Annotated in this window: 2 protein-coding genes and 1 pseudogene; all 3 read right to left on the bottom strand. The window is 47.8% G+C overall.

Going from position 1 to position 2,902, the window contains the following annotated elements; genetic code table 11:
* Positions 1-839: pseudogene (locus MHN01_RS23030) on the bottom strand (flagellar motor protein MotA); the annotation flags it as partial.
* Positions 839-1,603 carry a DUF3450 domain-containing protein gene (locus MHN01_RS23025; protein ID WP_239413680.1) on the bottom strand — a complete coding sequence of 255 codons (765 nt, stop codon included), beginning with the start codon at positions 1,601-1,603 and terminating at the stop codon, positions 839-841. The pseudogene MHN01_RS23030 and the gene MHN01_RS23025, both read right to left, overlap by 1 nt.
* Positions 1,604-1,802: 199 nt before the next feature.
* Positions 1,803-2,902, bottom strand: a 1,100-nt coding sequence (locus MHN01_RS23020) for a TonB-dependent siderophore receptor (RefSeq protein ID WP_239413679.1), incomplete at its 5' end; no start/stop codon positions are given.

The raw sequence follows: 2,902 nt of genomic DNA, 5'->3' as shown, positions 1-2,902 counted from the left end.
GCAATAATGACACCGACAGCAAGCAGACCAAGTATGATCTTGCCCACAACACCACCATGCTCAAGACGATCTTTCAGCTCAGGCGAGTTAGCCAGTTGCTCCAGCATGATGCCGCGAGACGGGTCGACAACCGCTGTTTGCAACCCTGATTGCACCAAGCTATTAAGGCTCGCATAGGCTGGCCCGCCTTCTGGTTGTTTCAGGTATGGCTTAGCAACTTGTCGTTTGCCGTCCCACGCCAGGTAACCTTGCTCACCAATCAAACCAATACTACCCAATCGGTAGGCTTGCGTATCAGACTGGTAGCCTTCCCCGTTGATATAAGGAACCGATACATCACGTAGCTCTGAGCTTGCCGTGATCTGATCGGTCATTCCCAGCCACAGGCCATTAAGCTGAGACATCGATGGCAAAGCTTTGGCATCAACAATTTGTTCAACTACAGAATGGTAGCCTTTGCGATCGGCGCTGGTGACCGAGAACGCCATCTCTGCATCAAGATCTTTGGCAGCTTGACGTACAACACCAAAAAGCTCCCCCAGGCTGCCCGTTTCAAGGCGAAGCTGCTCTTCCAGCTGTGCCAACTTGTTCTCATTGTTGCTGAATGTCTCGCTAAGCAGCTCTGTTTCTTTCTGCAACTGGCTACGCTGTGCTTTTAAGGCAGCCAGTTTTGCTTTGACCTGCTTTTCCGTTAATTTAAAGCCTGCTTCACGCTCGGCATTGTGAGTCGCTTGTACTTTCTGCGCCTGTTGTGTTTTTTCGACCAGCGAGTCAGTGGCAGAGGCAGTAAACGGAAGTGTAAATAGACATAGAGCTGTTGCTAACGCTTTGATTTTCATTATTTCGTCTCCACGTTAACAGATACAGGCAAGGTGATCAGACTCGGAGCGGCCTGCTTTGAGGCGATGGCATACGCCTTATCGATATCGGTAGAGAACTGCGAATCAAGTGCCTGCCAGTCGTTCTGGCTGTCATTCCACGCCCAGTAGCGTTTACCGTCCAGGCTACGAGCCACAAGCGAAATACGGCCCAGATACAGCAGATCAGCTTCTATCTTTTCCTGTTCGGAAAGCGCTACCTGCCCCTGGAAAATTCCCATCTTAGTGCCGTAATCCATTTCAATCTGGTAAGACTCCAGAATACGACGATACTTCTCTGCATCACTGATATCAGCCTGCGCCATCATCAGCTCTAGCTTGGCAATACGAGCCAGACGCTGGTCATGACGAATAGGCTTGTCATTGGCAACAATGTCTTTCAACCCTTCGATCATGTTGTACATCAAAGGCACAACGCCTTGTCGCGTCTCCTTGATGCCCGTGATCTGCTCATTAAGGCTTTCTGCTTCGGCATTTTGACTGTCTACCAAGCGCGCAAGGTGATCACGGTACACCGTCAGGTTTTTTACTTCTTCCTGAAGCTGTTCAATCTCAGCCATGGTCGACAGAGTTGCTTCGGCGCTCTTATCAATTTTCTTCTGGCTCTTTGATGATGCCGCGTTGATCTTACTTTCAATCGCTCGGGCATTATCGAGGTTATCGGCGTTTACGCCCGCGCAAAGGCCGATCATCATCAACGCGAGGCTAGTTTTTTTTACGTTCATCTGGCAGTTAATTTCTTAAGAGAATGCACAAAAATAAAAAATTCACTCCGTGAATTTCACATATGTTAAAAACAAATACGCCCGACAATGCCGGGTAACGAGATTCAATGTTAATTGAAAACGAATATCATTTAAACAATTTTCAGCATTAACACTACAAAAGGGAGAAGCCGAAACTTCTCCCTTTTCACTTATTCCATTAGTAACGGAATTGTAGTGTTGCCATATAGTTACGGCCTTCACCCAAAATCGTTTTGGTCTGGCTGCCGCCTGCCAGATAATCCTTGTCGAAGACGTTTTCAACATTTAGTCGCATAATAACATCCAGGTTTTGATCATATTTAATCGTATGAGCCACACCTGCATCTACACGCGTATATCCGTCTTTCTTGTATGTGTTCTGCGAATCACCGTAACGGTCACCGATGTAAATCACACCCAGGTTCGCATCCGTATTATTGGTTACTGCGTAACGAGACCAAATGCTTGCCGATAGCTCAGGTACATCCGCCGGACGCTTACCATCTTTCGATGCATCTGTCGGATCGACAATCTCTGCATCAAGGTATGTCATGCTACCATTCAACGCCAGTTTGTCAGTAACAAAACCAGAAGCGCTCAGCTCAGCACCACGGTGCTTCTGCTCACCAACCTGTGTAGTGATTGTCTCTTTGTCTGCAACACCGGTAACGGTTTCCGTCAGTACTTTGTTTTCCTGGGTGATATCAAAGATGGCACCTGATACAAATAATTGATTATCCAATAATTCCCACTTGGTCCCCAACTCGTACAACTTGCCTTTAACCGGATCCAGCTCCATACCATCGTTAACATCCGTCTTGTCATCAACCGGATCTTCCGGCTCGAAACTCTCGGAATAGGTCAGGTAGATTGAACCGTTAGACATCGGATGGTAGATCACACCGGCTTTCGGCAATACGTTGTTGTAGGTATCTTCACTGGTCTCGGTTTTGTCAAAACGAACACCGGCCAGTACCTGCCACTGATCATTGAATGTGATCATATCCTGCAGATAGATACCGTAAGAATCACGCTCTGTCGGATCTTTCACTTTACCGTTGCTATAGTGCAGTTCAGCTGGCTTGTCCATTGGCTGACCCACCGTCGCTTCGTAACCTTTCAGGTACTCGCTCTGAGTCTTGTAGTAGTAGCCTAACCAGTTGGCACCAACCAGCAGCTGATGGCTAACGCCCAGCGCGTCGAACTCGCCGACAAAATCCATGTACGCGGTATCGAACTGCCAGTTATCCCAACGATCGTAAGCGTTGTAGGTAAAGG

The sequence above is a fragment of the Photobacterium sp. OFAV2-7 genome, assembly GCF_022347985.1.
Lineage (GTDB): Bacteria > Pseudomonadota > Gammaproteobacteria > Enterobacterales > Vibrionaceae > Photobacterium.
Note: the sequence above shows the minus strand (reverse complement) of the source record. Positions and strands in the feature narration are given on the sequence as shown.